Below are 6,542 nucleotides of genomic sequence, written 5' to 3'. Positions count from 1 at the left end.
CTATTGCTATAATAGCAACGCTTCTTCCGGATTATCTATTCTACGTTTAAAACCCAAAACAAATTCTTTTAAAAGATGAATGAGGAGGCTTAATATGGAGACGATTTTACAGTTTTAAAAATTTGGATTATTATTATGAAAGTAATGGAAAAAATGTAGCGATACTAGAAAATGTTAACTTTTCTTTTCAAAAAGGACATTTCTACACGATTTTAGGACCATCTGGATCTGGTAAAACCACAACTCTAAGCTTAGGTTGTGGACTAGATGTCCCTAAAAATGGTTATGTACTGTATAATGGCAAAGATATTAGAAAAATTGGTTTGGATCGATACCGTAATCAAAATGTATCTGTAATTTTCCAATCTTATAACTTAATAACCTATATGACAGCTCTTCAAAATGTCTTAACAGCAATGGAAATTACAGGTGTTAAAGTGCAAAATAAAACAGCAAGAGCATTAGAATTGTTAGAAAGGGTAGGACTCACAGAAGTTGAAGCGAAACGAAACGTCCTGCAACTAAGCGGTGGACAACAACAGCGTGTAGCAATTGCTCGAGCACTATCTTGTAATGTTGATTTACTGATTGCAGATGAGCCGACAGGAAACCTCGACGAGGAAACCGCAATGGATATAATAGAACTATTTCAAGAACTTGCACATAAAGAGAATAAATGCATTATTGTTGTGACGCACTCACAGGCGGTTGCTAAAAAATCAGATCGTGCAGTGTATTTAAGTAAGAAGAAGTTGGTCGTAAATGAAATCTAATATAAACATCGTAGTTATTTAATTCACATAATTTTCGAAATCTATACCTTTCAAAAGTTTATATTTGATTTATAATAATATCAAGCCATAATCAAAATGGTCTCCCTGTACTGAATGTTAAAATAGTTTGTCGTTCCCGTTTTAATAATATTTGAAAAAGAACTTGTAGGATATTCTACAGGTTCTTTTTATTATAATTGGTTACCTATATCATGGGATAATCACATATGAAAAACGAGACAGTACCTAGATATATAATCTAAATGCTGTCCCGTTTAACTGTGTATCTGTATAGTTATTGCAGAATTAAACCTACAATCATAATTAAACTAAATACTATTATCCAACCAAACGCACAATAGCCAAAAATTCTAATCCATTTAGGTAATTGATTCATGTTAATTTTATTTGAGGGAACTCCCTGCATAGAAAACATCATTTTTTGATCTCTATCTCTATTATTTTGTTGTTCATACATAATATCATCACCTTTCCAGAACTATTGCGTTTATAGTATATCAGCCTAAAGAAAATTATGCACAGAATAAGAGGGGATAGCATAAATATTATGTGGTGAATTTTATAAATAAATGCATTTAATTCCCATGGTTCTAAGCGCTAATCCGTTATAAATACTGAAAAAGAGCACTACATAAATAGGACTCTTTTTCTTCAAATATTAAGTTGCTGGATATAAATCAGAACCAAGGTAACGTTCTTTTATAATTTGAAGGTGATGAAGCTCATGACCAGCAATGATGTATGCTAATGCACGAACTGTAACTTCAGAATTATTCGCATTTCCTCTTTGTGACCAAGCTTCTTTATCTAAGCTTCTAAGTAAATACAAGGTAGATTGGCGAACAACTATTAAATTCTCAAGAAGATTTTGCATAGATTGCTTATCAAAACCAGCTCTAAGAACATACATATCATCATTATAGCCTGGAAGTTCTGCTGTCTCGCCTCGAGCGATTGATAGCAATCGATACGCCATAATCCGTTCTGTATCTGCTATATGACCGATTACTTCTTTTATACTCCATTTAGTAGGAGCATACCGGAAAAGTCCCTCACTATCAGAAATTCCCTTTAATAAAAGATTTGTTTCCTTCATTTGTTGTTCTAGAATATGTATGATATTTCCGTCTGATACCAAGTTGGTATACGTTGCATAATAGGAGTTATATTCACTTACCTCTGGTCTTATTTGCATACGAATCATCCTTTATGTTTTATATTTAATCTTTACATATAGCTTATCATAAAAGAATTCTAAATTAATCTGAAAAATGGAGGGAAATATGCATTTTTCATCTTCCTTTTCATCTTCATAGATGAAATGCATCTCGAATAAGAGAATCTAATTTGCTGTTAAGCGGAATTTCATTTTTTGGCTATTATAGTAGAAGATAAATATGTAAATTAAATACAGTTTGTCACTACTTATGATAATCGCCATTTAAGAAGCAGCATTTGTCCATTAAGTGAAAAACCTGTTAATAAATTTATACTTACTACAAAAACAAACAAACTCGTCCTATTTAAAGGAGAGTTTGTTTGTTTTTATGTTTAGATAATGGAATACTCATGTAAAATTGCACACTATGTTCCATATTTTTTATTGAATACTTTATATCTAGCGTTTCAAGAATTTGCTTAACAATATATAGCCCTAAACCATTTCCTCCAGTATTTCGATTTCTTGATTTTTCAATTCGATAAAATGGTTTGAAAATTTGTTGTAAATCTTCATCTTTAATATTGACACCTGTATTTATAATTTGCATTTCGATTTGACCTTGTTTCGAATCCTCACTTAACTTTATATAGACTTTTTCATTATTTGGTGAATACATAACCGCATTGTGAATAATATTTTTACATGCTTTTTCTAAAAGAGCACAATCGGTATAAATAAAAAGGTCAGAATTAATTTCTTTTATTATTTCAATGCTTTTTTGAGAAGCAAAAAATTCAAGATCTTTTGTGATTGCACCTATTAACTTTGAAGGATTAACTTCCTCTACTTTTAGTTTGAAGGTGTGTTGTTCTAATTTCGATACGCTTAAAATTTCACGAACTAATTGTTCCATACTTTCAATAATTTGATGATTTTTCTTTAAATATTGATCGCGATTTTGATAAGGGCCAATATTGTATATCATTCCTTCTAAGTATCCTTTCATTACAGTAAGAGGGGACTTTAATTCATGTGCTACAATCGCAAAAAACTCTCTGCGTTTTGTTTCTATTTCTCTTTCTTTTTCAATATCATTTTTTAATTGTTCATTTGCTTTTTTCAAATCAAACATAGCTTGTTGCAAGTTAATAGACATGTCATTCAAACTATTAGATAATTCTCCTAACTCATCTGTAGAGCGAACCTCAATTTTTTCGGAGAAATCTAAATTTGCCATCTTTTGTGCACCTTCATTAATATAAATAAGTGGCTTTGTAATAAACCTGGAATAAAAATAAGCACTTCCTATACCAATAACGAGCACAATGATACTAATATAGGGGAGAAAGCGTACTAAAACCTGTGAAGCTTCATCAATCGGTTGAAATGTAGCAAACACTATAAGCGTTAAACTACCATCTTGAAATTGAATTGGTTTCGTAACGTTATATGAATTGCTAAGGGTACTTGCATTCTCGAATCGTGTTGCTTTAGTAACTACTGTTTTTTGCGTACCACTTTGAATAAAAGAAAATGAAGGAGAGTAAATAATTACTCCTTCTTTATTTTGAAGATAAAGCATCGCATTATTTTTTTTGGCGTATTCATCAAAAAGTGGTATCGCATCTTGAAACATAAGATTTTTAGATTTATCAATGATTTCGTTTATCCCTGTTTGAAGTTGATCTGTTTTATATTGCTCATAAAACGTCGGAAGAAAGAAGTATAAAGTTAAATAAATCAATACTGCAAAGGATAATAAAATGAGAGATGTAGTCATAAAGAGTTTATAAGTAATTTGCTTCATTTTCATGAGTTTCACAATACTATTCATCAATTTTATATCCAATACCCTTTATTGTTTTAATATAAGGGATAGCTAATTTTTTGCGTAGGTTTTTAATATGTGTATCAATTATTCGTGTTTCTCCAAAATAATCGTAACCCCAAACCTTTTCAACGATATTTTCTCTTGTGAGTACTTTTCTCTCATTTTGAAATAGTAGTTGTAGAATTTCAAACTCTTTTGTCGTTAATATAATTTCAACGTCATTTACATATACTCTATATGCATCCACATCAATACGCACTTCTTTAAATATCAAATGATTATTTACATTTTTATCATAACTTCTTCTAAGTACAGCTTCGACTCGTCTAATCAAAACATGAAATGAAAAGGGCTTTGTTATATAGTCATCGATCCCAAGGTCGAATCCTTTCATTTGATCTTCCTCTTCTTCCAACGCAGTTAGCATAATAATTGGTACGTTTGACTGACTTCGGATCATTTTAGAAACTTCAAACCCATTAAGATTGGGCATCATGACATCTAGAAGAATTAAATCAAATGATTGCTTATTAAATTGTGTCATACCCTCTAGTCCATCTGAAGCGACTACCACTGTATAATGCTGTGTCATTAAAAATTGTTTAATTAATTCCTGAATTTCTTGATCGTCCTCTACCACGAGAATATGATAGTTTTTCATAATATCACCTCTGGTAGTCATTATAGCCGTACTATCTGGAGTTTATGTGGAGATACAATAGGAACTTCATAGGACGTTTAACGTAGTAGCTCCATTTTCAAGATTGTGTATTCTCCATAAAAAAGTATTATTACCCATATTCCTTTTTTATAGAGAAATATTTGTGCGCTTGAAAAAACTTATTATATAAAAAGCTAAACAATTAATATTTACAAAAAACTAATGTATAATAATGTAAATTGCATGTAGTTTTTTAAACCGTTTGAACATATACTTTTGATACTTTACTAGAAGGGGAAAGGGAGATGAATTTAAATATAAAAGAAGCCAGCGAAATTTTAGAGCTTACGCCACAAATTTTTTAGTTTTTTTGCTAATTTAGTAAAGGCCTAAGGTGCAAACAAGGGATTATTTAAATCATGTGAGAAAGGTTGTGAAATTATTTGATGGGTTATAAAGCGATGCTGTTTGATTTAGATGATACGTTAATTGATAGGGATAAGGCAGTAGATAACTTGTTTTTATTAGTTTTAGAAAAATGTTATGAGGATGTTAGTGATACAGTCAAAAACAATATGTTACAGAAATTCAAAGAATACGATAAAAGGGAATACGGCATTAGTGATAAAACGATAGTTTTAGAATCATTATTTGATGAATTCGCGCCGAAATATAGATTGCCACACAATTATATCCAAGATTTTTGGAATGAAAATTTACCTAAATGTTTTTCAATAGACCAAAATACTATTCATTTCTTAAATCAAATAAAGAAGCACTTTAAAGTTGGAATTATAACAAATGGCTCAACGCATAGACAAAAAGCTAAAATAATTAACACGAATTTAAACAATTACTTTGATACGATTATTATTTCTGAAGAAGTAGGATTGAGTAAACCTGATAAAGGTATATTCCAACTAGCATTAAATAAGCTTAATGTGCAATCAGAAGATGTATTATTTATTGGAGATGACTTAGAAAAGGATATTGCTGGTCCTCAAAATGCAAATATAAAAGGTGTGTGGTTTAACCCTCAGAAAATCAAGAATACTACCAAAATACAACCATATGCCGAGATTAACACTTTGGATAGTTTGTTAAGTTATATTACTCCACAATATTTTTATAACAAGTAAAAGTAATTCTGTATATACATATTCAAAAAAATAAAAAAGAGAAACTATCATTAATTTCATTGACCGTATTAGTAATAAAAAATATATATTTACAATAAAAATAGAGGCAATTTTTTATAGCTGTGGCTAATTTAATCTATGATTAATACGAAGTTTTGTAAAACAATTTTACTCGTACTGTGTAAATTGAAAAACTAAGTACATTAAAGTAATAATTATATCCTGCTAAATTCCCCCATTGCACTTAGTTCATAATTATATACGATATAGAAGAACTGATGTTTGTGGTAAACTAAGAGATGAATAAAGGGGGAGTTTTCTTGAACAATTTTAATAATATAATCCAAAATTTAAATAATATAGTTTACAAACCTAACAATTTAATGATTACGAATCTAAAAGAAGAAAAGCAAAACGCAGAATATGCAGGATGTTTATTCCACTTAAATAACAAAACCATTCGTTTTAGAAAATCAAAAGTTACACCTAATAAAACTGGTCAATTTGTTTCTTTTTGGGAGAAAGATGAAAATATGCGAAATAGAGCGTTCTCTTATAAAGCTGCTCCTGATTTATTAGTAATCACTTGTATTGCTGATAATAAACTAGGACAATTTATTTTTCCTAAAGAGATTCTTCTTAAAGAAAAAATATTGAGAACACAAAATCAAACAGGGAAAATGGCAATGAGAATTTATCCTGTTTGGGATACCACTGTTAGCAATCAAGCTAAAAAGAGTCAAATGTGGCAACTTCAGTATTTTGTTGATTTAAGTGATAGTAATAATTTGCCTATAGATAAACTATTAAATTTATATTCGTAGCTTTTGATCTACTCCAAAAAGAAGTAATTACAGAAAAGGCATTTGTAATGACGCCTTCTATTAATTTACCCCGTGAATCGTAATTTTTGTACCGGTACAGTTAAATGAAATGTACGTTGTTACAGTGCCTC

6 protein-coding genes and 2 pseudogenes are annotated in these 6,542 nt (G+C 30.1%); 4 read left to right on the top strand and 4 right to left on the bottom strand.

The annotated features are described in order from the left end of the window. Both HMPREF1014_RS32595 and HMPREF1014_RS13600 read left to right on the top strand, forming a co-directional pair. A pseudogene (locus tag HMPREF1014_RS32595) lies at positions 1-83 on the top strand (ABC transporter permease); the annotation flags it as partial. An 11-nt stretch (positions 84-94) separates the two neighbouring features. After that, a pseudogene (locus HMPREF1014_RS13600) lies at positions 95-773 on the top strand (ABC transporter ATP-binding protein). Between the two features lie 295 nt (positions 774-1,068). Here the strand turns inward: HMPREF1014_RS13600 and HMPREF1014_RS13595 are convergent. The 4 genes from HMPREF1014_RS13595 to HMPREF1014_RS13580 form a co-directional block, all read right to left on the bottom strand. Next, entirely contained in the window at positions 1,069-1,251 is a 183-nt protein-coding gene (locus tag HMPREF1014_RS13595) for a hypothetical protein (RefSeq protein ID WP_000273229.1), read from the bottom strand. Positions 1,252-1,452: 201 nt separating this feature from the next. Beyond that, positions 1,453-1,989 (bottom strand): DinB family protein, encoded by a 537-nt coding sequence (locus HMPREF1014_RS13590; protein WP_001167106.1) that lies wholly within the window; start codon positions 1,987-1,989, stop codon positions 1,453-1,455. A 328-nt stretch (positions 1,990-2,317) separates the two neighbouring features. Further along, positions 2,318-3,769, bottom strand: a complete 1,452-nt coding sequence (locus tag HMPREF1014_RS13585; RefSeq protein ID WP_066464245.1) for a sensor histidine kinase — start codon at positions 3,767-3,769, stop codon at positions 2,318-2,320. 13 nt (positions 3,770-3,782) lie between these two features. Next, on the bottom strand, positions 3,783-4,448 hold the full coding sequence (locus HMPREF1014_RS13580; RefSeq protein ID WP_000800727.1) for a response regulator transcription factor: 666 nt from the start codon (positions 4,446-4,448) through the stop codon (positions 3,783-3,785). 446 nt (positions 4,449-4,894) lie between these two features. Between HMPREF1014_RS13580 and HMPREF1014_RS13575 the strand changes: the two genes are divergently transcribed. Both HMPREF1014_RS13575 and HMPREF1014_RS13570 read left to right on the top strand, forming a co-directional pair. Next, positions 4,895-5,587, top strand: coding sequence for an HAD family hydrolase (locus HMPREF1014_RS13575; protein ID WP_000540703.1), 693 nt, complete (start codon positions 4,895-4,897; stop codon positions 5,585-5,587). A 320-nt stretch (positions 5,588-5,907) separates the two neighbouring features. Continuing rightward, positions 5,908-6,411 (top strand): MepB family protein, encoded by a 504-nt coding sequence (locus tag HMPREF1014_RS13570; protein WP_001058867.1) that lies wholly within the window; start codon positions 5,908-5,910, stop codon positions 6,409-6,411. Positions 6,412-6,542: the final 131 nt, after the last annotated feature.

Source organism: Bacillus sp. 7_6_55CFAA_CT2 (genome assembly GCF_000238655.1).
Lineage (GTDB): Bacteria > Bacillota > Bacilli > Bacillales > Bacillaceae_G > Bacillus_A > Bacillus_A cereus.
The sequence above is the reverse complement of the archived record's forward strand: the minus strand, read 5'-3'. Positions and strand labels throughout refer to the sequence as shown.

Excerpts from the sequence above, each read along its gene's own strand:
- HMPREF1014_RS13595 (WP_000273229.1), bottom strand. The coding sequence starts at position 1,251 with ATGTATGAACAACAAAATAATAGAGATAGAGATCAAAAAATGATGTTT.
- HMPREF1014_RS13590 (WP_001167106.1), bottom strand. The coding sequence starts at position 1,989 with ATGCAAATAAGACCAGAGGTAAGTGAATATAACTCCTATTATGCAACG.
- HMPREF1014_RS13585 (WP_066464245.1), bottom strand. The coding sequence starts at position 3,769 with ATGAAAATGAAGCAAATTACTTATAAACTCTTTATGACTACATCTCTC.
- HMPREF1014_RS13580 (WP_000800727.1), bottom strand. The coding sequence starts at position 4,448 with ATGAAAAACTATCATATTCTCGTGGTAGAGGACGATCAAGAAATTCAG.
- HMPREF1014_RS13575 (WP_000540703.1), top strand. The coding sequence starts at position 4,895 with ATGGGTTATAAAGCGATGCTGTTTGATTTAGATGATACGTTAATTGAT.